Source organism: Flavobacterium laiguense, assembly GCF_003097655.1.
GTDB classification, from domain to species: Bacteria; Bacteroidota; Bacteroidia; order Flavobacteriales; family Flavobacteriaceae; genus Flavobacterium; species Flavobacterium laiguense.
On record NZ_QCZH01000002.1, the window covers coordinates 1 to 24,777 of the forward strand.

A 24,777-nucleotide genomic window follows, 5' to 3' on the forward strand; every position below is an offset into this window, starting at 1 on the left:
GGCTATAGATGTAAAGGCAGTAATGTCATAGTCGAGTAGTACTAATAACCCGTAAGCTTATGTACACCTTTTCCTCCCGCTCCCGATAACTATCGGGACGGGAGGAAGAAACTTTCTAATACTTTTTATGTTCTTTATCTCAGTATGTTAAGATATTGTGTAATGTTGATTGGCAAAAGCCAATCACCCATTGCAAAACGACCTTAAGGTGGTTATTGCGGCGGGGCTCACCTCTTCCCATCCCGAACAGAGTAGTTAAGCCCGCCTGCGCAGATGGTACTGCAGTTATGTGGGAGAGTATGTCGTCGCCTTTCTTTTTAAAACCCCGTTTCTTACGAAACGGGGTTTTTTGTTTTTATATGGTTTCATGTTTTTTTTGTAGTTAAAAACTGTTTAAAAATAAATAAAGGACTGGAAGATTCAGGTAAATATATTACTCTTTTTTTTGTTATTTTTAGAGCTTAAAACCTTGTTCTGAAAGTGTTATTGCATGAGGGATGGGAATGGCATCCTTTTCTTTTCCTCCTTTAGGAAAAGAGAAGATATAATGGACAGCCCGACCCTTGGGGTCATGCCCTAATAGTGATACAAAAAATTAAGTATAAAGCTTTATTTTTATTTTTTTCTAAATAGAGTTATAAATTCTACTGATTAACTCTGTAATACTCACAAATCCTATAAATTGAACATTCCTCACATTTTGGCTTTGTTCTGCAAATTTCTCTTCCAAGAAATGAAATCGCCATGCCAATTTCTCCCCAAATGTTTTTTGGTAAGATCTGCATGAGTTGTTTTCGACTTTGTTGCCGTCTTGTGTTTCGGGGATTAATCCAATTCTTGGGGTGACACGAATCACATGTAAATCGGCGATGATGCCTTCGGAGGAAACTCCAGCTTCCCGCATGATGACATTGGCCGATTTTCGACCGATACCTTTTAGCACCGTTAGGCCTTCCAAGGTAAGCGCTATATTTTCGTCTTTTTGAATTGTTTGTGCGATTTCAAGTATCTAGTTGGCTTTAATTCCAAAATTTCGGACTTTGGAATAAGGCTTCTAGATTTGATGTAGCTAGTCGTTCCATATTAGGAAACGTTTGAAATAGGGCGGGAGATATGGAGTTTATATTCGCATCGGAATCTAGTGCAGAAAGCACCACCATGACTACCAATTGAAATAAATTTTGGTAGTATAACGGATGTTTTGTGCCATTATATTTCTCAAGGATTGGGGTTAATTTGGTTGCCCAATCGTTTGTTTCTCCGAATAAATCCATAAATTTTTTGATTTTTGAATGATGATTAACGATTTCTGATTGCAAATTTCTGCATAACATCAACAATCAGAAACACTATTCTAAAATCCTAAATCTCAATATCTTTTATAAAACCGTCATATTCCAAATAAAATAGTTCCAGTGCATTCATTTTCTCAAAGAAGAAATCAAAAATTTCATCCCAATACTTACGATTGCTTACACTTACATCGCCTTTTTCGACCCAAATACGGCTGATGGTTTTTCCGTTCTCGAGAGTGTGGTTTCTTTCAAAAACCAGATCTTTGATAAATTCTTCCTCAAGTATATTTTTTAGTGCTTCGAGTTTTTCAAAATACTGCATACGCAATTCCTTATTTCTCATTTCTATATCGATATGCACCTGTGCTTTTGTATTTTCGACGTAGAATTTAAAGGAGAAATCTTTTATTTTAGTATCATACAATACCCATTTTCTTGGGTATTTTTGAGCAAAATCAACCCAAAATTCGTGCTTTAGTTTTTGATTTTCTTCTTTGCTGTACATATCTTTTGGTTTAGGTAAGAGAAAATTTGTTTGACACTATTTTCTAAACTATATTTATAATTATTTTTTATTTGCAAAAATAACCTTTGATTATGGATTTTCAAGATTTTTTACAAATAGTTCCTCATTTTAGTGCCGTAAATCTTCCGGGAGTGGATGCCCATAATATTATGGTACCTAAAGAACGTCTTGAAATGATGAAGAATTTAAACTTTGAGCAGATAAAACCTAAGATTGCCGCGGTGATGATGTTGTTTTATCCTAAAGATGGTATTACGCATTTGGTTTTAATTATTCGGAATTCTTATGAAGGGGTTCATTCATCCCAAATTGCTTTTCCCGGAGGGAAATATGAAAATGAAGATGCCAATTTTGAAGAAACAGCTTTAAGGGAAACCCATGAAGAGATTGGAATTCATCCTGAAAAAATTGAAGTGGTAAAAGCATTTACAAGACTATACATTCCACCAAGCAATTTTATGGTTTATCCTTTCTTGGGGATTTGTAAAGAAGAAATTACTTTTTATCCAGATCCAACAGAAGTTTCAGGTATTATAGAATTGCCTTTGTGTACCTTTTTAAGTGATACTATTACTGTTAATTCAAAAATAAAGACTTCCTATTCCGATGCTATTGATGTACCCGCTTTCAAAATAGAAGGGCACATTGTTTGGGGGGCAACCGCTATGATGTTGAGTGAATTAAAGGTTTTTTTAAAAGAGTTACTGTCTTCTAAATAATATAAATTAACCAATAAATGGCTCTATTATTCAGGCTCTAATTGAAGCATTGTAGCGTTTGAATTCAAAAAGCACAAAAAAAAAGCGTAATTTTGTAGTCCCAAATCTAAAAACAAATAAACAATCTTATGGGATTATTTAAACGAAATCCTTTCGGTCATATACTATTTATAAAAAAATGGTTAATTAGATTCTTCGGATTTATTAGTCATAGACGTTACCGTGGTTTTAATGAACTGCAAATAGAAGGTTCTGAAATTATTAAAAATCTGCCTGACACAAACGTCCTTTTTATCTCCAACCATCAAACGTATTTTGCCGATGTAACGGCGATGTTTCATGTATTTAATGCTAGTTTAAGCGGTCGCGAAGATTCGATAAAAAATGTTTGGTACATGTGGAATCCCAAATTGAATATGTATTATGTGGCAGCCAAAGAAACAATGAATGCAGGCTTATTGCCTAAAATTATGGCTTATGCAGGGGCGATTACCGTTGAGCGAACTTGGCGTGCTAAAGGAGAAGATGTAAAAGAGAAAAAGGATGTAAACCCAAATGATACAGAGAATATTAAAATTGCGTTGGCAGATGGTTGGGTAATTACTTTCCCGCAAGGAACAACCAAATCGTTTAAACCCGTTCGGAAAGGAACGGCACATATCATAAAACAGCACCGACCTATAGTTGTACCTATAGTAATTGACGGTTTTCGACGTTCATTTTGCAAGAAAGGCTTACATATGAAAAAGAAAGGCATCCTGCAGTCATTCATTATCAAAGAGCCTTTAGCTATCGATTATGATAATGATACTATTGAAGAAATTGTAGAAAAAGTAGAATATGCCATCGAGCAACATGCTTCTTTCCTTAAAGTAATTCCTGCTGAGGAGCTAAAAGAGCAAGAAGAATTGAACAAGAAAAGACAATGGGAATATTAAAAAAAAAGAGGCGATTGCCTCTTTTTTTTTATAAATCTATTTTCTTCAATTCCTCGAAGTTTTTCTGCAAGCGTTTCAGTAAAATTCCATAGATAAGTTTATAGACTAACCAAAAGGAAAAGGTTAATAAGGCCGTAGCTACAATCAAAACCAGCAAGGATATCAAAGCAATGTTCAATGGCATTTCGGGATTTAGGATTCCGTTTTTGGAAGCGTCTTCAAGATACCCTTCATAAAACATATATCCTCCAAAAGCGATAAAAAATAAGGCAAAAAACGACAAATTAAACGCGATGTACTGTTTAACCACTTTTCTCGTTTTTAGTATCGTAGAGATTAGTTTTTTGGTGTTATCGTCGACTGCAATTTTACGATACATCCTATAAAACTTATAGATGAAGAAAAGGATAACAGCATATAGTACTACTGTAGTGGCTATATAATACTCGTAAATTCCTAAATGCTTAATTTGTTCTACATTTTTCTCGTCGTACTTGGTAAATGATAAAACTATTCCCAACACCAACCCCAATCCAAGTTCAATAACACTTATCATAAAAATCCACTTCACTACCGAGGATGATTTTTTATGTATCATTTTGTATATTTCCTTTTCAGAAACCTGCTCAAAAGAATCTGCATTCTTTTTCCAGTCTTTTTTTAATAAATCCAACTCTTTCATACTCCTAATGGATTTAATATTTTTTTTAATTTCCCTTTTATTCTGTTCATTTTTACCCTTGCATTCACTTCACTTATTCCTAAAGTTTCCGATATTTCGGTGTAATCCTTGTCTTCCAGATACATAAACACCAACGCTTTTTCAATATCATTCAGTTGGTAAACCGCTTCGTACATTAATTTTAATTGTTCTTCTTCTTCATAATTATACTCAATATCATGCGTAAAATGCTGTCGGCCTTCATATTCAACAGTTGCAATGGATCGTTTATTTTTTCGATATAAAGTAATTGCCGTATTCAAAGCCACTCGATACGCCCAAGTCGAAAATTTACTGTCTCCCCTAAATTTCGGAAAAGCCTTCCACAACTGAATCGTAATTTCCTGAAACAAATCCTTGTGCGCATCCTCACCAGCAGTATACAATCTACAAATCTTGTGGATTATATTCTGGTTTTCTTGGAGTTGCTTGACAAAAGAAGGTTCTAAATTCTCGCTCATATTTCAATTAGTACGACACTAGTCTATTTTGTTACAAAACGACACTTTTTTATTTTAGATCATGAGAATTAGGAGCAGAAATCAGTCAATCCTAACAACTTCTCTCCCGCTTTCTGTTTCAATCTTATAAGCCGAACACCGGCTTATAAGGATTTTCACGACAATCGGGGCTATTCCAGAAGTTTAGTTTTTCAGAAAACCTTTCCAAAACAGAAAACCGACAGCCGATAACTCACAAAGGTCTCACTTTATAATAATTCACCATCAAATTCACGAACTTACTATAACTATCCATTCCGTCTTTTTGCTGATTGATTTTTAGAAAACGGTCATAGAATGCGTGAAAACCAGTTTCAATAGGAGTTTGGTATTGTTCCCAAAAATCTTGGCTCTCTTTGTAGTTTTTTAAGATTCCAGGATGAACGGTTTTTAGTAATTGCTCGAGTGTTTTTTCGTTTCGCACTTGCCAATTACCCAAACAATAGCGCAAGGCCATACTATAGCCCGAATATTGAAAATACAAATTATCATTTTTTATAGATGATAAAAAGCCAATAAAATTGCATTCACTTTCGCTGGCATACCCCATCTGATGTGCCATTTCATGATTCGTTGTCATTGGGAAGCTGTACATTGGGCCTAAATAATTTACCTGTGCTTCATTGGTAAACGGATTCAAATAACCTCCAAAACCCATATAGGTCAAGGGTAAACTGAATAGGGATTTCTTGACACTCAAATTAGAGTAAGAAAAAAAATCATACTCTCGGGATAGGTTTTTATATCCATTTTGGTTCATTGCAAAAACTTGGTTTTGTGAATAGGGGAAAGCTACTTTCAAACTGTCATTTTTGGTTATTTGACTTTGAATATCATTCGTTTTAATAATCAACTTTTTGGTAAAAGCCAATAAATCTGCATCAGTATAATCTCTTTCAATGGTCATTTTTTCAAACAGTGGTTCACGGTAATAATTCAATGCCCAAAGAATATGAAAGAAGAAATAAAACACCGATAAAACACTTAAAACAGTTAATAAATAGTTTTTCCATTCTTGCTTCCAAGATTTTCTTGTGTTCCAAAACCATTTTAAAGCGAATAAAATCAAAATAAAATACATACAATCCCCTATAGAAAAAGGGATTTTACCTAACGCAATTCTAGAAAATTTAGAAATAAAAACATAAATACCATTGCTGTAAAAACGTTCCACACATTCCGGAAAAAATTGAATGATTTTTAGAATTACGATTTGGATTAACAAGAATATTGGGAGAATGTAACGTCTTTTCACGGGATAGATTTTGGGTATAAATTTAATTATAAATAAAGAAGTGCTATTTCTTTTTTGTAATTTTGTGAAGCCTAATCAATTTTAGGACTTTTGATGCGAATATAATATTTTTAAAGTCATGTCTAGAGAAGAACTTATCAAATCTACAATTGAAAACTTAAACCAGCTTTCTGATACAAGAATTCAGGAAGTATCGGATTATGTTCGTTTTTTGTCCAGCAGGATAGATGATAAAATTATATCTGAAGGAATCAATACATTAACTTCAAATTCCAAAACGTATGCTTTTCTCCATGATGAAGAGGAATTATATCAAGTAAATGACTTAAAAGAAGTGTATAAATGAAGAAAGGAGATGTAATTTTGATCTCTTTTCCATTCACGGATTTAAAAGGAGAAAAAGTAAGACCGGCAATGGTTTTGGTTGTTTCAGATTTAGATGTAATTATCGCTTTTATAACTACACAATTCAAATGGCAAAGTACATTTGATCTTTTTTTAGAACCAGACGATTTAAATGGTTTAAAGAAAACTTCCTTACTTAGATTGTCAAAAATAACTACTATCGATAAAGATTTAGTGTTAGGTAAGTTAGGAGAATTAAATTCAAAACATATTTATAGTGTTAACGAGAATTTGATTAAAATTCTAGATTTAAAATAAAAATAAAAAACAAAAATAAATGAGCCAAGAAATAAGAAATCTAGAACCAAAAGCACTTTGGAACAAATTTGCCGATTTAAATGCAGTCCCTCGCCCTTCTAAAAAAGAAGAGCGTGTAATCGAGTTTATGAAAAACTTCGGTACTAATTTAGGACTGGAAACTTTTGAAGACGAAATTCGCAACGTAATCATTCGCAAGCCAGCCACTCCAGGAATGGAAAACAGAAAAACACTTGTTTTGCAGGGACATTTGGATATGGTACACCAAAAAAATTCGGATACTGTTTTTGATTTCGACACTCAAGGAATCGATATGTATGTTGATGGGGATTGGGTTCGTGCAAGAGGAACTACTCTTGGTGCCGATAACGGTCTTGGAGTTGCCACTATTATGGCAATTTTAGAAAGCAAAGACATTCCACATCCAGCTATTGAAGCTTTGTTTACCATAGACGAAGAAACTGGAATGACCGGAGCGTTAAATTTGCAAGGAGGAATTCTTCGCGGAGATATTTTGTTGAATTTGGATACTGAAGAAGATGATGAAATAGGTATTGGATGTGCCGGTGGAATCGATGTTACTGCCACTGCCGAATATGATGAAGAGGAAACTCCAGAAGGTTCTGTTGCCTATACCATAACTGTAAAAGGATTAAAAGGTGGACATTCAGGTATGGATATTCATAAAGGTTTGGGGAATGCAAACAAAATTATGAACCGTTTGTTATTTGATGGTTTTGATAATTTTGGATTGCAAATTTCTGAAATCATCGGAGGAAGTCTTCGCAATGCAATTCCACGTGAAAGTATGGCCAAAGTAATCATTGCATCGGTTTATGACGAAGCTTTTGTGTTTGACATGCAACAAATTGTAAACGAAATCAAAGCGGAGTTTCAAACTACCGAACCTAACCTTGAAGTGGTTTTCGAAAAATTAGATACAGTACCAGCAACTGTAATGCCATCAATAGCTCAGTTTTATTTTGTTCGAGCGATGTACACAGCGCACAATGGAGTTTACAGAATGAGTGCCGATTTTGATAATTTGGTTGAAACTTCAAACAATATTGCCAAAGTAGTGGTAGGAGAGGGGAGACTTTCTGTTCAATGTTTGACGCGTTCTTCAGTAGAATCGTCTAAATTTGATATGGCGAATGCTTTGCGTTCAGCATTTGAATTAATGGGTTGTGAAGTAGAATTCTCAGGTTCATATCCAGGTTGGTCTCCAAATCCTAAGTCTGAAATATTAGATGTTTTGGTTTCTATTTATGAAAAACAAAATGGAGCAAAACCAAATGTAGCTGCCTGTCACGCTGGATTAGAATGTGGAATACTAGGAACAAACTACCCAGAAATGGATATGATTTCTTTTGGACCAACCATTCACGGAGCACACTCTCCTGATGAAAGAGCAAGTATTTCTTCGGCTCAAAAATACTGGAAATTTGTATTGGAAATTTTAGAAAATATTCCGGTTAAATAGTAGAAAGTGTTCAGTGTTCAGTTTTTTAGTATTCAGTATAGTTTTACTAACCACTAAAAAACTGACCACTGACCACTAATTTTTAGTCTCTTTTCGGACTGTTCTTCTTTTCTCTCTTCTCTTCCTTTTTTTCTTTAGCGGTTTTAAGAGGTTCTTTTTTTGCCGTTTTCTTGGCGTCTTGACTTTTTGACATGATTGTATATTTTAGTTTGTTTTCTTTTTAATTCTATTCTAGTAAAGGTACCCTTTTTTTTGATTTTATACTAAACTATTGCTGCTGTCTATACACTTCTACGCTATCTTTTTCTAATCTTTGCTTTAGCCAAATAATTAATTTTCTTTTTGAATCTAAATTTAATTCGGTTTTGCTTTTGTATAAGATGATAGGGATGGTTTTGTCTTTACTCGTATATTGAGTAATAGAAACTGTATTAATTTCCGGAAATAGAATTTCGGTTTCTTTGCTTACCTTAGAATTGTTGGCTTGATAATCGGAAATCTTTTTTTGCAAATTAAGTATCAAAGCATCTTTATCATCACCGGTTTTTTTGTGATTGTTCAGGGTGTTTAAGATGTCATTTTTTAAATCAAAAGTATCTTGTTTGATGAATAGTTCTGTATTTGGCAATTGATAGTCTTTTAATTTTTGATTTAATTTTTTAATTTCTGAAGAACTAAATTTTTTAGATAAAAATGCCAATTCTATTTTCTTTGGATTGGTATTGAAATTTGTTTTCTGGAAAATTAAGGTATATTCATCTTGGGGAAACTCATTTTCAATGAATTCTTCGGTTCGTTGTTTGTGTTTTTTTTCTTCAAATAATTGAAAAGCAAAGTAAATACTTGGGACGATCATGATAAAAAGGAGTATTGTAATTCCTTGTTTTACTTGTTTTTGATGTTTTAAATCAATTTGTTTAGCGATCGGGTACTTTAAATATTTTACTATGATAAAAGTGGCAATACATATAAAAACACAATTGATGGTGTATAAGTACATTGCACCTCCAAAAAACAAATAATTTCCAGTCGCCAATCCATATCCAGCAGTACACAATGGCGGCATTAGTGCTGTCGCAATGGCTACACCAGGTATTGGATTCCCTTTTTCTACTCTGGTAACCGCAATAACTCCTACCAATCCTCCAAAAAAGGCAATCAATACATCATAAATGTTAGGAGAAGTACGTGCCAAAAGTTCCGATTGTACTTCTTTGAATGGACTAATGTAAAAATAAAGTGACGAAACGATTAAGCTGACAACTGTGGCTATCGCAAGGTTTTTGATTGATTTTTTGACCAATTCAAAATCATACATACCTAAGCCAAAACCAGCTCCAACGATAGGTCCCATTAATGGAGAAATAAGCATCGCACCAATAATTACAGCTGTTGAATTGACATTTAGCCCCACTGAAGCAATTACAATAGCACAAGCCAAAATCCATAAGTTAGAACCTCGAAAAGAAATGTTACTAAGTATGTTTTCTAATACCTTTTTCTGGTCTTCTTCTCCTTTTTGGAGGTCAATGAAATTTAAGAATTTGTATAGTATTTTATTCATTTTTATTTTGCTTGTTTGGTTTCAAAAAAGTTCCATCGATAATTAATAATGTAACTTTATTTGCCGCTACGGAACGATGTGAACTTAAATCATCCGAAACAATGTATGTCATTCCTTTAGTAAGTGTAAAGGTTTCCCCATTTTCTAGTTCGCTGCTAAATTCCCCTTCTAAGCATTGAACAATATGCCCTTTTTGACACCAATGATCGGCTAAATAGTTTTCAGAATAAACAACTTTTCGAATTCTGAGTCCATCCAATAAAACGGTTTGCCAATAAGCCATTCCAGTTATTCCTTTGTACTCTGTTGTTTCAATCTGATTCCAATCTATGGTTTGAAAAGGTATGGTATACATTTAAGTTGTCTTTTATGTTGAACGTAAAATTAAGGAATTTAAACAACATAGTTTGTTTGCTGTTTTTGGTATAAAAAACCCCCAACTATTTTTCATAATTGGGGGTAGAATTAGTGCTGTATAAAAAAGAGTTATTATTTATTTAAAGTCATATTAGTGTACTATGTTTTTATAAGTTGCTTTTCTTGTTAGTGTTTATCTATAGCAACAATTTTGTAATACACATTTTCATCAGTAGATTCTTGGCTCCAAGCTACCAGTAATTGATTTTTATTAATAGCCTCAATAATAGGGAAAGTAGCTGTTTTATCTTTTGAGGAAATGTATTTTGTAGATACAATTTCTCCATTTTTGTTTCGGTGTTGCAAACCAATTTTTACAGACATAGTTTTATTTTCTGTCACCGTTTCATCCCAAACAATTAGTATGTCTTTATTGTCTAATGATGTAATTTGTGGGTGTTTTGCCGAAGGTTTGGCACTGACAACATTTCGATCAGAAAAACTTTTACCAGAATCATTAGAATTACAATAAAATACTCCAGATCCTCCACCCGAAGTATACCAAGAAAAATGTAAACCATTTTTGTTTTCGGTCATTGTAGGGCCTGTGTGTGGGCAACCGTTTATTTTCCAATTATCAGGACTTATTCTTTTAGGTTCGGAAAAAGTTTTCCCATCATCGGTAGAATTGGTCAATACCATATCGCGAATTTCATCATTGATAATATCTCTAAAAGCGGCATTGATAGTGCCATTTTTACTGATAAATAAATCTGTGCGACAGCATTGACAAGTGGTTTCCGCAATTGGTTTTTCATCTTGGAAACCAGTAGTTCCTTTTGTTACTGCAAAATATAAAGTCGAGCCTTGAGCTTCCGTTTTGGTACGACTATCTAGCCAGATTATCGCAACTTCTCCGTTAGGAAGTAAGTCGATATCAAAATAACGTTGGTCAATACTTGCAGGGCTTTCTACTAAAGATTTAGCTTTTGTCCAGGTTTCTCCATTATCAAAGGATTGGGAATATTTTACAAGTCCACCATATTTTTTCTTTTCGGTTGCATTATCAATACCCCAAACAGCAATGATTTCGTTGTTGGGTTTGAAAATAATCTTAGGGGCATTTTCGCCATGTAATTCAACTCCTTTACTGGATTCAATTATGATTGGTTGTTGGAATTTATTTTTGTTTGAATCAAAAACAGAATAACATAATACTGTTTCGCCTTCTTTGTTTTCTTTTCCAAAACTCATCACGGGTATTCCTTTGGTGTCTTTTGTAAAAAAAGGACAGCTCGTTTTAATATTGTTTTCCAGTAAAATTGGAGTTGGATTAAGATCCGTATTTTGCGAACCCCCTTTGATTGTACAGAATAAAAGTATCGGGAGTAGTAAATGACTAAACTTCATGCGCTTATTTTTTAAGTGAAAAATTGTATTGCAAACCAATCATAAATGTTCTTGGTGCCGCGGCCGTATAAGTAGCTTGTGAGCTCGCCGTGTTTCCTTTAGAAACATTATAAGCATATAATTTGTCAGTAATATTGATTATGTTTCCATAAATTTCAATCCCTTTCCATTCGTATCCCGCTCTGAAATTAAAAATATCATAACCGGCATATTTTACGGTGTTGATTTGGTCTTGGTAATAATTCCCCACCGATTGCCACTCCAGTGAAGTTCTGAACTGTGGAATCCAATTTGGGTAATAACTAATTTCAGAATTCCCAGACCATCTAGGAGCTGCAGGCATTTCTTTTCCGTCTAGATTTTGCAAAACATCCATTGGATTATCCGAAACTTTAAAATCAATAAAAGTATGCTCAGCAACCGTACCTCCCAATCGAATATTCAATTGGTTGGAGAGTAGTTTATAATTTCCGCCAAATTCAACTCCTTTATGTCTCGTTTCTCCAACAGAACGATAGTCCGTTGAGTTGTCTGGTAAGCGAACGCTTAACAATTCGTTTTTGCCTTCCATATAATAAACGGCATAATCAAAGTTTAATTTGCCTTCCAAATGGGATAACCAACCACCAATTTCATAATTATTGAAAGTTGCTGGTTCTAGGTTGTAATAGAACTCCGCAGGTTTTCCTGTTGTTCCGCCAGTTCCAGGTTTGGTTCTGAAAATGGATGTGATTCCAGGAGGAGCAAATCCTTGGGAATAGTTTCCGTAAACTCCAGCAAATTGAACAGGATTGTAGTTGACACCTGCTTTGAATGTAGGTTTGTCGTATATTTTGGTACCTGTAGAATTGTCTATGGCATTGTTGTAATCCACTTTCATGTTGTCATAACGAGCGCCTGCAGTCACAATTAGTTTTTCTATGGGATTAAAACTCAATTGCGCATAACCCGCTGTGTTGAAAATGTCTGCCGTATAGTTGGCCAATTTCACATCTAGTCGCTCAGCAAGGATTTCATAATAATCTACGGTTTGTTTTCCTGGGGCTCCTGGATTTAAATTGGCTTTCAGTTCAAGCAAATAGGACCAATAAGTAACGGGAGAATAGTCATAGAGTGCGCCACCAACAATTTTAGTGTTTAAAAAATCGAATTTTTGGGTGTGTTGTCCAATGGCTCCATAGCTTTTGAAATTATTGGAATTAACTTCTCCTTTTGCAGTGGTTGGTTTTATTGTTGGACTCCATCTGATACCATAGGATGGGTTTTGTCCTAATTTGTTGTCTCGATGATAAACGGTGATGTAGCTGCTTGCATCTTCATTCCAGTCGTGTTCCAAAGTCAAACGTGTTCTTAATGCATCTGATTTGCGATACGTAAAATCGGTTGTGCTTTTGTACGTTCTGTTGTAGAAAGCAGCTTCATTTACACTACCATTCATATCCGAATAGTATTTGCCCCACATCGTATTACTGATTAATCGGGTTTTGTCGTTTATGTTGTAGTCAATTCTAATGTTAAGATTGTCTTTTTTATAATTGGAATAGGTCATCCAGCCATTTTCTTGTAAGCTGGAGATTCCTGCGATATGAAAACCTACTTTACCCACGGTTGCTCCACCAGCAGCTTGGATTCTTTTGTAACCCCATTGGTCTGCTTGGATTCCAAACTTGAATTCAGGATTAATCGAAGGTTTCAGCGAGATTAAATTGATAGTTCCTCCAACAGCTTCAGGGCCATATAAGGATGATACAGGCCCTTTTACAACCTCAATACTTTGAAGATTGAATTGGTTGATTTCCAATAAGGCATTATGATTGAAAACGCCCATCGGACGAATAGATAATCCATCTTCAAGGTATAAATAATAAGCATTTGTTGTCATGGGTTGACGAATGGACATTGAGTGTTGTTCATTACCAAGATTCACCATTAATACCCCCGGTGTTTTATTTATAATTTCATAAGCTGCAACAGCTTTGGTTTCATTAATGGTTTTTGCAGTTATTTTACTGATGGCTACAGGAGTTGCTTTCCTTTGGGTAGCGGTACGGTTGGCGGTTATAAAAACAGTTTCAAGTTCTTCTGTTTTTGTGGTGTCTTTTGTCTTTTGATCTTGTGCACAGGCAATTTGTCCAATGACCAAAAGGGAAAGGAATATCTTTTTCATTTTTGATTGTATAAATTATAATGTATAGTCATTTTTTTCATTGGCTTTAAGCCACGAAAAAAAGGTGTTTCAAGTGAGTTGAAACGGAAATGAACTAAAAACAGTAATTATACGAGTGGGGGATGAAAAATAGAAAAAGCAATCGATTTGGGTTTCTCACGATACATTGAAATCCTAATTCTTGTTTTTTCGATGATAGTGTTGGAAGAGAAGTTATACGTTAAAAGGGTTTGCGTATAGACCAATTCTTGTTTCTCTCTTAAATTGGAGGATTCTTGCTTTTCTTTTTCAGCTTCTTTTTTTAGTTGTTTGGACAAATAACAGTTACCGTTACATTTGTTGTTTTTCATTTCTTTTTGAATACACAACGTTTTTGCAATTTCATCCTGATTGGCTTTAAAGTTCAGATAAACGATAACGTTGCTAAAGGAAGGGAGTAGCAAAAGAATTGAAAATGTTATGTAATATAAGAGTTTCAGGAGGCTGTTATTTATTATAATGCAAATATACACCAAGTTTTAAAAACTAATTATGATAATTATCATTTAACAAAAAATCCCCAACTACTTTCATAATTGGGGATTCAAATCAAATCTATTTTCTATTAAGAAACCAAAACCCAAGCTCCGCTAGCTATCATGCTTTCGGCTTTCTTGTACTTCATTTCTTGTGTTTGCCCATTGGCTACATTTTGTATGGTTACCGTATCGTTACGGTTAATTTTTGGTTGGTCGCGAACGATAGTTTCAGTAACTTGCCTTTGTTGGGTTTGTCCCGCTTCATGATTTCGTTCCGCTAATTCATCAGAATTTAAAATCTCGTCCTTGCTCAATTGATAATCTTCTACTTGACGTTCGATTCTTGCTTCTTCAATAACAGGAGCGTTTTGAGCAGGTAAATCACCTTTAAATAAAAATGAAATTACTTCTTTATTAACATTCTCAAGCATAGAACGGAACAAGTTGAATGCTTCTAATTTGTAAATAAGCAATGGATCTTTTTGTTCGTGAACGGCTAATTGAACTGATTGTTTCAATTCGTCCATTTTACGCAAGTGTTTTTTCCAAGCCTCATCAACGATAGATAAAGTGATGTTCTTTTCAAAATCGGCTACCAGTTGAGCACCTTCAGTTTCGTATGCTTTCTTTAGATCAGTTACTACATTAAACGATTTTATTCCATCGGTAAAAGGAACGACAATACGTTCAAAATGATTGTTTCTGTCTTCGTAAACATTCTTGATGATAGGGAAAGCTTCTCTAGCACTTCTTTCTGTTTTTTGAGTATAAAATTCAAGGGTTGCTTTATAAAGTTTACCCGTGATTTCAATTTCAGTTAATTTAGAAAATTCTTCTTGTGATACTGGTGAAGTAAAAGAGAAATAACGAATAATATCAAATTCAAAATCCTTGAAGTTATTTCTGGCTTTATTTTCATCTACAATTAGTTCGCAAGTGTCATAAAGCATATTGGCAATATCCAATTTTAGACGCTCACCAAACAAGGCATGACGACGACGTTTGTATACTACTTCACGCTGTGCATTCATTACATCATCATATTCCAATAAACGTTTACGGACACCAAAGTTGTTTTCCTCTACTTTTTTCTGAGCACGTTCGATAGATTTGGTCATCATAGAATGTTGAATCACTTCTCCTTCTTGCAATCCCATTCTGTCCATCACTTTGGCTACTCTTTCAGAACCAAACAAACGCATTAAGTTATCTTCAAGAGAAACATAAAACTGTGAACTTCCCGGATCTCCTTGACGTCCTGCACGACCACGTAACTGGCGGTCTACACGACGGGAGTCATGACGTTCTGTACCTACAATTGCTAGACCTCCAGCGGCTTTCACTTCAGGAGTTAATTTAATATCGGTACCACGACCAGCCATGTTGGTAGCGATGGTTACTACTCCAGGCTTTCCTGCTTCTTCAACAATTTGAGCTTCTTGTTTATGCATTTTTGCATTCAATACATTGTGTGCAACACCACGCATTTTCAACATTCTACTCAATAATTCTGAAATCTCAACCGAAGTGGTACCAATAAGAACCGGTCTTCCTGCTTTTGATAATTCAGTTACATCCTCGATTACAGCATTAAATTTCTCACGAGTTGTTTTGTATATAAAGTCTTCTTTGTCTATACGAGCCATCGGTCTGTTGGTAGGAATCTCTACCACATCCAGTTTGTAGATTTGCCATAACTCACCTGCTTCTGTTACAGCTGTTCCAGTCATACCACCCAGTTTGTTGTACATTCTGAAATAGTTTTGCAAAGTAACCGTTGCAAAAGTTTGTGTAGCGGCCTCAATTTTTACGTTTTCTTTGGCTTCAATAGCTTGGTGTAAACCGTCAGAATAACGACGACCGTCCATGATACGTCCCGTTTGCTCATCGACAATCATGATTTTGTTGTCCATGATCACATATTCTACATCTTTTTCAAAAAGGCTGTATGCTTTAAGAAGTTGTGTCAAGGTGTGAATACGTTCACTTTTTACACCAAAGTCTTGGAACAATCTTTCTTTTTCTTCCGCCTCCGCATCTTTGTCCAGTTTTTTCTTTTCGATAGCGGCGATTTCTGTTCCAATGTCTGGAAGCACAAAAAAGTCAGCATCAGTATCTCCAGAAAGGAATTTGATTCCATTATCAGTTAAACCAACTTGGTTGTTTTTTTCTTCAATTACAAAATACAACGCTTCATCCACTTTTGGCATTTCGCGATTGTTGTCTTGCATATAAGAGTTTTCAGTTTTTTGAAGCAATTGTTTGATTCCTTCTTCACTCAAAAACTTAATCAACGCTTTGTTTTTAGGTAAACTTCTGTAAGCTCTCAATAATAAGAAACCACCGTCTTTAGTATTCCCTTCTTTGATTAATTTTTTTGCTTCGGCAAGAAAACCATTTGCCAATTGACGTTGTAAACTAACAAGGTTTTCAATTTTTGGTTTCATTTCCATAAATTCATGACGGTCTCCTTGAGGAACCGGTCCAGAAATGATAAGGGGAGTACGTGCATCATCAATTAAAACAGAATCGACCTCATCGACAATAGCGTAATTGTGCTTTCTTTGAACCAAATCTTCTGGCGAATGCGCCATGTTATCTCTTAGGTAATCAAAACCAAATTCGTTGTTAGTACCGTAAGTGATGTCAGAATCGTATGCTTTTTTTCTTCCTTCAGAATTAGGTTGGTGATTGTCAATACAATCAACAGTCATTCCGTGAAATTCAAATAGCGGCGCTTTCCAGCTACTATCACGTTTTGCCAAATAGTCATTCACGGTTACCAAATGCACACCGTTTCCAGTCAAAGCATTCAAGTATAATGGCAAAGTAGCCACCAATGTTTTACCTTCACCTGTTTGCATTTCGGCAACTTTACCTTCATGCAACACCATTCCACCAATCAACTGAACGTCATAGTGAATCATGTCCCAAGTGATTTGTTTTCCGGCTGCATTCCAAGTGTTTGCCCAAATAGCGTTGTCACCATCAAGGGTAATGTAGCTTTTTGTAGCCGAAAGTTCTCTGTCTTTTGCGGTAGCGGTAACTGTTATTTGTGTGTTGTCTTTAAAACGTCTTGCGGTTTCTTTAACAACCGAAAAAGCTTCTGGAAGAATCTCCAATAGTGTTTTTTCAGAAATATCGTAAGCTTCTTTTTCTAAAGCGTCAATAGCGTTATAAATATCTTCACGTTTGTCAATGTCTTCAATGCTTTCTACCTCAAGTTGAAGTGCTGCTATTTTAGCATCTTTTTCGGCACGAGCTTGTTTTATTTTTTCTTTAAAAAAAGTGGTTCGAGCTCTCAATTCATCATGAGACAAGGCTTGCAAAGCGCTTTCAAAAGTTTTTATTTTGTTTAAATACGGTTGTAACGCTTTGACATCTTTCTCAGATTTGTCTCCAACAAAGATTTTAATAATACTGTTTATGAAACTCATGATCTATTTTTATTTCTATTTATATAACTTCGTAAATTTAAACAAAAAAAAAGCCTCTTTTGAGACTTTTTCTTGGTTTACTTTTTAATATTCATCCTCGTTCCAAAGATAATCTTCGTCGGTAGGATAATCTGGCCAAATTTCTTCCATTGATTCATATATCTCACCTTCATCCTCTATAGATTGAAGGTTTTCTACTACTTCTAATGGAGCTCCTGCTCTAATAGCGTAGTCAATAAGTTCGTCTTTGTTAGCAGGCCATGGCGCATCGCTTAAATATGATGCTAATTCTAATGTCCAATACATATCTGTCGATTTAGTTTTGTGCAAAAATAAATTTTTTACTGAAAAAGACAAGTAAAAAACCATTTATTTTTTAAAAAAGTTAAGAACGTTTTAATTATAGCTGATTTCTGATTTTTGATTAACGATTTTTGATTGCTTAATTTTGATTTTTAAATCTTAAATCTACAATCTAAAATCCTATTTTCTAGGTATCCATTGAACTTCTTCAGCGTTTAAATCATGAGACAACTTTCGTGCCAATACAAAAAGGTAGTCAGAAAGTCGGTTTAAGTACTTGATTGCGATTTCGGCAACTGGTTCATTATGGCTTAAATGTACGGCTAAACGTTCAGCACGGCGGCAAACACAACGTGCAATATGACAATATGACACAGTAGGATGGCCGCCTGGTAATACAAAGTGTGTCATTGGCGGTAGCGCCTCTTCCATGGTGTCTATTTCATTTTCCAGTAATTCAATGTCAGTCTCGACAATCCCTAATTTTTTCAAACGAAGTTCTCCGTTTTTCATGACCTCTTTTTCTGGAGGAGTGGCCAAAATAGCTCCTACCGTAAACAACCGATCTTGTATTTCAATCAGGATTTCTTTGTAATGGGGATTCATTTCTTGGTCGCGAATCAATCCAATATAGGAATTCAATTCGTCAACGGTTCCGTAACTTTCTATCCGCGCATGATCTTTGGGGACACGCGTACCTCCAAAAAGGGCAGTAGTGCCAGTGTCTCCTGTTTTAGTATATACTTTCATTTGAGTTTCTTATTTTAGTCCCAAAAGCTTTCGGGATAGAATTTAGATTTCAGTTCGTCTGAAAAACAAAATTACTGTATTAATTCGATTATTGAAGAGACAAACCGTTCCAGTGCACCTTCGCTAATGTCAATTAGTGAATACTATCGCTTGCCATCGGTATAAGACTATCGGTAGGTAGTCTGTTTGGAGTATCGCTCTCTATAATCCCGTCTCTCAATCGAATAACGCGATGAGCATAAGCCGCAATTTCTTCTTCGTGGGTTACTAAAATAACGGTGTTTCCATTAGCATGAATGTCGCCAAAAAGCTTCATGATTTCCAATGATGTTTTGCTATCCAGGTTTCCTGTAGGTTCGTCTGCCAGAATAATCGAAGGTCTGTTGACCAATGCTCTGGCAATGGCTACACGCTGGCGTTGTCCTCCGGAGAGTTGGTTGGGTTGATGATCCATTCTGTCGCCCAAATTTACTTGATTAAGTACTTCGGATGCACGAGCGTTTCTTTCAGCTTTAGAACAACCTGCGTAGATCATTGGTAAAGCTACATTGTCTAAGGCTGTTGTTCTAGGCAGTAGGTTGAAAGTTTGGAAAACAAAACCGATCTCTTTGTTTCTAATTTCGGCCAGTTCGTCGTCTTTCATATGACTCACATCTTTACCGTTCAAAATATATGTTCCGGAAGTTGGTGTGTCTAAACAACCCAATAAATTCATTAAAGTAGATTTTCCGGAACCTGAAGGGCCCATCAGAGCTACGTATTCCCCTTTTTTAATTTCTAAATCAATGCCTTTTAGCACATAAACAATTTCGTTTCCAAGTACAAAATCTCGTTTGATATTGGTAATTTTTATAAGTGGGTTTTTCATTAGAATTTTCTATTGTAGATTACTGTTTTCGATTTTAAAAGTACAAAAGACTTTTGAATTGTTAATAGGTAGGTTTAAATTGATTTTTGTTACAATTTATAGAATTTTAACAAAAATGATTGGCAGCAATGGTTGTCATTTTTTTATTTAAAACTCAAAGTGCTTTTATGTAAGTAAAATTCATTAAAATAATAAAAAAAGTGTATTTAGTCGATTGAATATGAATTTTAACGATTTTTATTTATCTGATCTAAATTATAAATAGTATGTTTGCAAGACAAAAGTTGAGGTATTAAATATTAGGTTATTGAATATGAAACTTTATATTTTGATGGTATGGTTTATGTTCAGTCAATTTTAGGTTGATGGATAAATTGAAATGTGAATTGAGAATGTAAATATTTATTGATTCAAAATGAAGATTGACAGTCATGGGGGTGACTGTCTTTTTTTTTATACCCGAATAGTAAAATGCTGTTTGGGTTGTTCGTATCTAAAGAAGACCATACCCCACTGAAAAGTATCAATACTAACGGTTACTTTCGGATGTTTTATTATCATCTCCCAAGCTTCTTCCATTTCCTTGGACCGGTGAATGTCATCAAATATCCAAACGGTTTCATTGGTAATCGTAGGCAATAACAATTCGAAATATTCTAAAGTAGCTTTTTTGGAATGGTTGCCGTCGAAAAAAATTAGTTTAAAGTTTAAAGTTTTAATTTTTAAGGAGTTCAGATGGATGTTGAACTCTGTTTTAATCAAGTTTATGTTATTGCAATTAAATTTTTGCAATTGAATTTTTGCAATTGAAGCCGTTTCTGGACAGCCTTCCAAAGTTACAACGGAAGCTTTCGGATTTCCTAATGAAAGGGCAGAAGTAGCCAATCCTAATGAAGTGCCAATTTCAAGGATAGTATCGGGTTGAAAATAATTCGTGGTTCTAAACAATAGTTCAGCACGTTTGGGACTAATTCCTGCGGTTTTGGCAATCTTTGATATTTGCCTTGTGTCGGATTTAAAAACATGAGAACCCGCTCCAAAATCGGTTACTTCAATAGTGTTTTTATTTTGTAAAAGTTCGTTTCGGTAGTTTTTCAAAACAATATATTCTGATTTGAATTTCTTTTCATAAAAGCATTTGGTCAATAAATTAAAGACAAATGGAGAATGCACGGCATGTTCATTTTTGGAATGCCAGAGGAATTTGAGGTAGGATTTGATTTGGAATAACATAGAGACTATTTCACAAAGGTTCACAAAGAAAATGCGAAGATACACAGAGATTTCTTAAGTCATCGAAAACTAAAAACTAAACTTTGCGTGTCTCTGTGTTTTCTTAGAGATTCTTTGTGAAATAGCATTTTATTAAAGTGTATGCAAATATTAAACTGTCCCAAAATTTAAACACTATATTTGCGCCCTTGGAATTTACGCCAAGAACAGCAATGAATTTTTATAATGATGAAGGAAGCAATAGAGAGTAAAAGTGCGATAACATTGGAAGAAATAAACCAATGCATTGCAATTTTGACAGAATTGAATACAGATACAGATCAGATTTTTGAAATACCAAAAGAGCAAAGAACAGCCTTAATCAAAGCAGCGGGACAATTTTCCCGTCCAGATCGCGATGAGTTTACCAAAAGGAAAAAGGACGGAAAGGCAGTAGCCAAACGCAAGCAGGAAAAGAAAGACAGAACCGCCCGTAAAGAAACCGGAATTCGTTCTGCTCGAGAAGCCAGTATTTTTGTAGCCCCAAAATTGTTGGCTATGAATGATTTCGCCAACAAAGAGCAGTTGGAGTTGGAGACGCCTAGAAAGTGTTATGTATGTAAAACAGAGTTTACCAAAATGCATCACTTTTACGATTCAATGTGTTCGGATTGTGGGGATTTTAATTACGCCAAACGTTTCCAGACTGCCGATGTAAAAGGACAGATTGCGGTGATTACGGGATCCCGATTAAAAATTGGGTATCATATTACTTTGATGTTATTAAGAGGAGGAGCTACGGTTGTTGCAACGACTCGTTTTCCGGTAGATTCGGCTTTGCGATTTTCTAAAGAAGACGATTTTATGGAGTGGGGGCATCGCTTGAAAATTCACGGATTGGATTTGAGGCATATTCCGAGTGTGGAGATTTTTTGCAATTTCATAGAGCAAAAATACGGGCGATTGGATATTCTTATCAATAATGCAGCGCAAACCGTGAGACGTCCTGCGGGATTCTATACGCACCTAATGGAAAACGAAGAGCGATCAATAGCGACTTTGCCAAAATCGGCACAAGATTTATTATTGGATCATACCAATTGCTTGGATGAATTAAAAGTATTGACCTCGGGAGCTTCTTCCAATCAAAATATGCCAGTAACTTGGCACGGACCGGAACCCGGAATTGGTTTAAGGGCTTCCGCCAAATTATCCCAAATTCCGTATTCTTTTGACAATACATTGGTCACACAAGAAGTTTTTCCGGAAGGAGAACTCGATGCCGACTTGCAACAAGTAGATTTGCGAAAAGTAAACAGCTGGAGATTAAAGTTGGGACAAATAGAAACCACAGAAATGATCGAAGTACAACTCGTGAATTCGGTTGCACCTTTTGTATTGTGTAATCGCCTTTCGGAAGTGATGAAGAAAGACAGCACCGGAAAAAAACACATCATTAATGTTTCGGCTATGGAAGGGAAGTTTTACCGAGATTTCAAGGAAGACCGCCATCCGCATACCAATATGGCCAAAGCAGCCTTGAATATGCTAACGCACACTGCCGCAGGAACTTTGGCAAAAGACGGAATTTTTATGAATGCCGTAGACACAGGTTGGGTTACCGATGAGGATCCAGCGGAACTAGCCAAAAGAAAACAGGAAGAACAGGATTTTCAACCGCCACTGGATATTGTGGATGGTGCCGCTCGAGTAATGGATCCTTTGTTTGACGGGATCAATACAGGGAAGCACTGGTGCGGGAAATTTTTGAAAGATTATAATCCTATTGCTTGGTAGTCCTTATAAGTTTATAAAATAAAAACCACAACAGAATTTGATTTTGTTGTGGTTTTTTGTTTTCTAGGTTTGAGTCTTTAATAGTAGGAAAAAAAAGCATGCTATAAAAACGTCTATATGCCTAAGCAATTGAATCGTTTTAGAAAATTCAAAAATTTAATTCTGTAACTCCCAGTGAATCATTTTATTATTTCTTCCAACTTCATTGAAATTTAATTTAGTTAAAATCTTTGAAGAGCCGATATTTTCTAAAAGACATTTAGCTGTTATTAATGTAACTTCGGAGTTTGAAAAGGCCCATTCTATTAAACCACGAGAGGCTTCGCTTGCATACCCCTTTTTTCTTTCACTATCAATTATGCCATAACCAATATCTACTGCTCCTAAATGATTTGGTTTGCCTTTAAATCCAATATCACCAATAATTGTCATTTCATCTTTTAAAACGATCATCCAAGATTCAAAACCTGTGGGCTCTTGAACTAAATCCAGATTATGAAGTATTTTAGGAATTGTATCTAAAGTTTCCTCATCTGGATATCCTTTTCCTAAATGTAACCCCATTTCAATAAGTTTAGTAAAATCGCCGCTTAAAATGATATTAGTAATTTCTTTTGTAAAAGGCATTAGCAAAAGTCTATCTGTAATTAAATTTTTCAGATTCATGATATTATATTTTTATAGTATTATACAGCTGTAGCTGTTTTTTTATTTGTTGCACTTTTTTATTAATTAGGTCATATATTTTCAAATCGTGTGCGGATTTCAAATATCCAAAAATCTTTTAAATAAAAAACGCCGAGTTACTCTACTTTGCGGGTACGTAAAGCCCGATTCAAATTTTTTTTACTGAAGGTCACGCCCAAATAAAAATGCTGCTGCTTGTAGAATTAAGGACTTGGTAGTTTATAAAGACGGTATTAGAATCCTTCACCGTCATTAAAATAGAATGTTTGAGAATCACGGCCTAGACCAAGATTAACGACGAAATTGGTCAGGGTCGTTTTGTCAAGCAGGACTCTTAATCCGACACCTATAGCAGGTTGTATGGATTGAAATAATCGGAGGCCTTTGTCAATGGAACTTGCCGTTGTGGCATTGGCAAATACCGTTCCGCTGATCATTTGATTTTTAGTAATTGGGAAACGATATTCGCTTTCAAAATACATTAGGTTTGTACCTCTAAAAAGCCCTTGGGTATATCCTTTTCCACTACGGCTGTTTTGGTCCCAACCTATAGCCGGCTGATTCAAATAAGGTAATTTACCATTTATCAAGAATTGACCATAGGCCCAAAAACCAATGACATGCTGCTTGTTTATTTTGCTGATGGGTATAAAATATCTGGATTCAAGCAATAAAGTGGCACTTCTGTGAAGATTTACCAGTGTTTGTGGGTTGTAACGGTAATTTAGATTCAAATACAAACCATTATTCGTGTTTATTAAATTATCTCTGGTGTCGTATATTAAATTTAAACTAACCCCATTGACAGCATAATTTTTATCGCTGAAATCATATTTTTTCGAATAATTATAATGGTAGGTGTACTGTTCATTCGCAACATCCAAAAGTTTGTCATCTATATCGGTATAACTGTCAAAATGTATTCCTAATCCAATAAAAAAAGAGGGAAGGATGTTGTAGGATACCGTTTCATGAAATTTAAAGTAGTTGTAATTCATGGGTTGCTCTATAGCGTTGAAGTCGAATTCTTTAAATTCGGCGCCCCAAGGAATAATATCTGTTCCTAAACCATAATTGGATTGAGAGAAAATATAATATCGAAAATCCCCGCTAAAAAAGTAGCGGTCATTACTGATATACATATTGTTTTTCAAATAAGTCAGGACTTGCTTTTGAGAACTATAGGAAGCTCCTCCCGATAGTAAAGAGATTTTGTTTTCTGGCTTTATTTTAAAACTAAATTGGCTTATGAACCCAAGTGTAAAACCATTTGCGGGTTGGTAGCCTAATGTGGGAAATACTATTAAATTTGTTTTAGAGTCAGGTTTGCTTATTTTTAGAGTATCTTCTTTTGTGAATAAATCAATTATAGAACGCAATGGGTATTTTTTTTCTCCTTCTTTTTTCTCTTCCTGTGAAACGATAGTTTGAGAAAAAGAAAGAAAAAAAATAAAAAGAAATAAGATTTTTGATTTCAAAATAGTTGTAAAATTCATAATGAAGATCTGTACTATATTCAAATTTTTTAAATACAAATATAAAACTAAGCAAAATTTATTTGTAAGTATTTAATTAAGGGGATATTTTTTTATCACGACGTTACTAAC

At 34.9% G+C, this 24,777-nt stretch carries 24 protein-coding genes and 1 rRNA gene; 7 read left to right on the plus strand and 18 right to left on the minus strand.

Going from position 1 to position 24,777, the window contains the following annotated elements:
* Positions 1 to 204 precede the first annotated feature (204 nt).
* Positions 205 to 314 (plus strand): 5S ribosomal RNA (gene rrf, locus DB891_RS02745).
* 311 nt (positions 315 to 625) lie between these two features.
* On the opposite strand, the gene DB891_RS17705 is transcribed toward rrf, so the two are convergent.
* The 3 genes from DB891_RS17705 to DB891_RS02755 form a co-directional block, all read right to left on the minus strand.
* The gene (locus DB891_RS17705) at positions 626 to 958 is read right to left on the minus strand and encodes an HhH-GDP family DNA glycosylase (protein WP_223256037.1); all 333 of its coding nucleotides are present in this window, start codon (positions 956 to 958) and stop codon (positions 626 to 628) included.
* A 61-nt stretch (positions 959 to 1,019) separates the two neighbouring features.
* Positions 1,020 to 1,274, minus strand: a complete 255-nt coding sequence (locus DB891_RS17710; protein ID WP_223256038.1) for a hypothetical protein — start codon at positions 1,272 to 1,274, stop codon at positions 1,020 to 1,022.
* Positions 1,275 to 1,362: 88 nt separating this feature from the next.
* Positions 1,363 to 1,800 carry a DUF4268 domain-containing protein gene (locus tag DB891_RS02755; protein ID WP_116760370.1) on the minus strand — a complete coding sequence of 146 codons (438 nt, stop codon included), beginning with the start codon at positions 1,798 to 1,800 and terminating at the stop codon, positions 1,363 to 1,365.
* Positions 1,801 to 1,892: 92 nt separating this feature from the next.
* Between DB891_RS02755 and DB891_RS02760 the strand changes: the two genes are divergently transcribed.
* Both DB891_RS02760 and DB891_RS02765 read left to right on the plus strand, forming a co-directional pair.
* Positions 1,893 to 2,540 carry an NUDIX hydrolase gene (locus DB891_RS02760; protein ID WP_116760371.1) on the plus strand — a complete coding sequence of 216 codons (648 nt, stop codon included), beginning with the start codon at positions 1,893 to 1,895 and terminating at the stop codon, positions 2,538 to 2,540.
* 128 nt (positions 2,541 to 2,668) lie between these two features.
* Complete coding sequence (locus DB891_RS02765; protein ID WP_116760373.1) at positions 2,669 to 3,478, plus strand: lysophospholipid acyltransferase family protein; 810 nt, start codon at positions 2,669 to 2,671, stop codon at positions 3,476 to 3,478.
* A 28-nt stretch (positions 3,479 to 3,506) separates the two neighbouring features.
* Here DB891_RS02765 and DB891_RS02770 read toward each other — a convergent pair whose 3' ends face one another.
* The 3 genes from DB891_RS02770 to DB891_RS02780 form a co-directional block, all read right to left on the minus strand.
* Positions 3,507 to 4,160, minus strand: coding sequence for a hypothetical protein (locus DB891_RS02770; RefSeq protein ID WP_116760375.1), 654 nt, complete (start codon positions 4,158 to 4,160; stop codon positions 3,507 to 3,509).
* Positions 4,157 to 4,660 carry an RNA polymerase sigma factor gene (locus DB891_RS02775; RefSeq protein WP_116760377.1) on the minus strand — a complete coding sequence of 168 codons (504 nt, stop codon included), beginning with the start codon at positions 4,658 to 4,660 and terminating at the stop codon, positions 4,157 to 4,159. The genes DB891_RS02770 and DB891_RS02775 overlap by 4 nt, the downstream gene beginning before the upstream one ends.
* Positions 4,661 to 4,892: 232 nt before the next feature.
* Positions 4,893 to 5,954, minus strand: coding sequence for a DUF3810 domain-containing protein (locus DB891_RS02780; RefSeq protein ID WP_116760379.1), 1,062 nt, complete (start codon positions 5,952 to 5,954; stop codon positions 4,893 to 4,895).
* 118 nt (positions 5,955 to 6,072) lie between these two features.
* On the opposite strand from DB891_RS02780, the gene DB891_RS02785 reads away from it, so the two are divergent.
* Genes DB891_RS02785 through DB891_RS02795 form a run of 3 tightly spaced genes read left to right on the plus strand, consistent with a single transcriptional unit; the run spans position 6,073 to position 8,100 of the window.
* Positions 6,073 to 6,300, plus strand: coding sequence for a hypothetical protein (locus DB891_RS02785; protein ID WP_116760381.1), 228 nt, complete (start codon positions 6,073 to 6,075; stop codon positions 6,298 to 6,300).
* Complete coding sequence (locus DB891_RS02790; RefSeq protein ID WP_116760383.1) at positions 6,297 to 6,617, plus strand: type II toxin-antitoxin system PemK/MazF family toxin; 321 nt, start codon at positions 6,297 to 6,299, stop codon at positions 6,615 to 6,617. The genes DB891_RS02785 and DB891_RS02790 overlap by 4 nt, the downstream gene beginning before the upstream one ends.
* A 19-nt stretch (positions 6,618 to 6,636) precedes the next feature.
* Complete coding sequence (locus DB891_RS02795; RefSeq protein ID WP_116760384.1) at positions 6,637 to 8,100, plus strand: aminoacyl-histidine dipeptidase; 1,464 nt, start codon at positions 6,637 to 6,639, stop codon at positions 8,098 to 8,100.
* A 268-nt stretch (positions 8,101 to 8,368) separates the two neighbouring features.
* On the opposite strand, the gene DB891_RS02805 is transcribed toward DB891_RS02795, so the two are convergent.
* From DB891_RS02805 to DB891_RS02850, 10 genes are all read right to left on the minus strand, one after another.
* Positions 8,369 to 9,664 (minus strand): DUF389 domain-containing protein, encoded by a 1,296-nt coding sequence (locus DB891_RS02805; protein WP_116760386.1) that lies wholly within the window; start codon positions 9,662 to 9,664, stop codon positions 8,369 to 8,371.
* Positions 9,657 to 10,019: a DHCW motif cupin fold protein gene (locus DB891_RS02810; RefSeq protein WP_116760388.1), complete on the minus strand. Its 363-nt coding sequence runs from the start codon at positions 10,017 to 10,019 to the stop codon at positions 9,657 to 9,659. The genes DB891_RS02805 and DB891_RS02810 overlap by 8 nt, the downstream gene beginning before the upstream one ends.
* A gap of 188 nt (positions 10,020 to 10,207) precedes the next feature.
* Entirely contained in the window at positions 10,208 to 11,431 is a 1,224-nt protein-coding gene (locus DB891_RS02815) for a sialidase family protein (RefSeq protein ID WP_116760390.1), read from the minus strand.
* Between the two features lie 4 nt (positions 11,432 to 11,435).
* Positions 11,436 to 13,598: a TonB-dependent receptor gene (locus tag DB891_RS02820; protein ID WP_116760392.1), complete on the minus strand. Its 2,163-nt coding sequence runs from the start codon at positions 13,596 to 13,598 to the stop codon at positions 11,436 to 11,438.
* A gap of 107 nt (positions 13,599 to 13,705) precedes the next feature.
* Positions 13,706 to 13,948: a hypothetical protein gene (locus DB891_RS02825; RefSeq protein ID WP_116760394.1), complete on the minus strand. Its 243-nt coding sequence runs from the start codon at positions 13,946 to 13,948 to the stop codon at positions 13,706 to 13,708.
* Positions 13,949 to 14,202: 254 nt separating this feature from the next.
* Entirely contained in the window at positions 14,203 to 17,553 is a 3,351-nt protein-coding gene (gene secA, locus DB891_RS02830; protein ID WP_116760396.1) for a preprotein translocase subunit SecA, read from the minus strand.
* An 84-nt stretch (positions 17,554 to 17,637) separates the two neighbouring features.
* Positions 17,638 to 17,859 carry a DUF2795 domain-containing protein gene (locus DB891_RS02835; RefSeq protein WP_007138072.1) on the minus strand — a complete coding sequence of 74 codons (222 nt, stop codon included), beginning with the start codon at positions 17,857 to 17,859 and terminating at the stop codon, positions 17,638 to 17,640.
* Between the two features lie 177 nt (positions 17,860 to 18,036).
* On the minus strand, positions 18,037 to 18,606 hold the full coding sequence (locus DB891_RS02840) for a cob(I)yrinic acid a,c-diamide adenosyltransferase (RefSeq protein ID WP_116760398.1): 570 nt from the start codon (positions 18,604 to 18,606) through the stop codon (positions 18,037 to 18,039).
* A gap of 133 nt (positions 18,607 to 18,739) precedes the next feature.
* Positions 18,740 to 19,474, minus strand: coding sequence for an ABC transporter ATP-binding protein (locus tag DB891_RS02845; protein ID WP_116760400.1), 735 nt, complete (start codon positions 19,472 to 19,474; stop codon positions 18,740 to 18,742).
* Positions 19,475 to 19,927: 453 nt separating this feature from the next.
* Positions 19,928 to 20,707, minus strand: coding sequence for an O-methyltransferase (locus tag DB891_RS02850; RefSeq protein ID WP_116760402.1), 780 nt, complete (start codon positions 20,705 to 20,707; stop codon positions 19,928 to 19,930).
* Between the two features lie 225 nt (positions 20,708 to 20,932).
* Here DB891_RS02850 and DB891_RS02855 point away from each other — a divergent pair, with 225 nt between their 5' ends.
* Positions 20,933 to 22,483: an SDR family NAD(P)-dependent oxidoreductase gene (locus tag DB891_RS02855; RefSeq protein ID WP_116760404.1), complete on the plus strand. Its 1,551-nt coding sequence runs from the start codon at positions 20,933 to 20,935 to the stop codon at positions 22,481 to 22,483.
* A gap of 156 nt (positions 22,484 to 22,639) precedes the next feature.
* Here DB891_RS02855 and DB891_RS02860 read toward each other — a convergent pair whose 3' ends face one another.
* Both DB891_RS02860 and DB891_RS02865 read right to left on the minus strand, forming a co-directional pair.
* A complete protein-coding gene (locus DB891_RS02860) occupies positions 22,640 to 23,149 on the minus strand; it encodes a GNAT family N-acetyltransferase (protein WP_116760406.1) in 510 nt (169 codons plus the stop codon).
* 254 nt (positions 23,150 to 23,403) lie between these two features.
* A complete protein-coding gene (locus tag DB891_RS02865) occupies positions 23,404 to 24,666 on the minus strand; it encodes a BamA/TamA family outer membrane protein (protein ID WP_116760408.1) in 1,263 nt (420 codons plus the stop codon).
* Between the last annotated feature and the right edge of the window lie 111 nt (positions 24,667 to 24,777).